This is a genomic window from Streptococcus sp. SGI.013, assembly GCF_050315295.1.
GTDB lineage: Bacteria > Bacillota > Bacilli > Lactobacillales > Streptococcaceae > Streptococcus > Streptococcus porcorum.
The window spans coordinates 1-807 of the sequence record NZ_JBNPOS010000084.1 but is presented as its reverse complement, the minus strand read 5'-3'; the positions used below and the strand labels follow the sequence as shown (position 1 = coordinate 807).

General features: G+C 41.0%; 1 protein-coding gene and 1 pseudogene. Both read right to left on the bottom strand.

What is annotated here, in order from left to right:
* Positions 1-588 (bottom strand): type IV secretory system conjugative DNA transfer family protein (locus ACQRDX_RS09400; protein WP_427896631.1); only part of this gene is annotated, 588 nt, incomplete at its 3' end.
* A pseudogene (locus ACQRDX_RS09395) lies at positions 588-807 on the bottom strand (hypothetical protein); the annotation flags it as partial. The pseudogene ACQRDX_RS09395 and the gene ACQRDX_RS09400, both read right to left, overlap by 1 nt.

The following is an 807-nucleotide window of genomic DNA, read 5'->3' as shown; positions in this document are numbered from 1 at the left end:
GTCTAAAACCTTGACCTGATAACCGTTTTCTAAAAAGAGTTTACCTGTCTTCTCAGCCAAATGGTCTTTAGGATCTACGACAATATTGGAACAATTAAGTTGGATAAGGTTGGGTTTAACAAATCGAAAGGTCTTGCCTGCCCCAGAACCCCCAATGACAATCAAATTTTTATTTCGGTCAAACTGGGGTTTCTTCTTTTCCAACAAGGTTAGACGAACATCACGAGCCAAAATCGTGTCATTGAAAGGATTCTTACTGTAAAAGTTCCGCTTTTCCTTACTGTTTCCAAATCGTGCAGAACCGTATTCTTCCCCTTCTCGATAGACCTTCTGTCCTGTCGATACATAAAGATAGACTAGCGTCATCGTTAGAACCCCAAGGATAAAGGCAAGAAGAGATTTTTGAGTAAAGGAAAATAGCCATAAAGGATTGAAAACCTGATTTAACCCCTCTCCTAAGAGGTAGGCAATACGTTCCATAGGTGGGGCATTGGTTAAACTATCATAGAGCAGGGTTAGACGATGGCAGAAATAACCAAAGGCGAGCCCCAAGAGTCCAAAGACAAATGCTTTTTGCCTGGAATACATTACAAGGTCACCTCCTTGGTTTTGACTGCCGAAGGTTCTGTTACTCTAATTTTCTCTTTGGCCAGTTCTATCTCTTGGTCCAAGGTTTTATCAAAGGTTAGACCTTCTAGCTTCTCAGGGTTAGACACCAGTTTCTTCAACAATTCATCCAAGTGATGATCGAGCAAGGTCTTATCCTTGGCATAAAAGTAGAGATAGTCTTTTTGCCAACTAATTGCG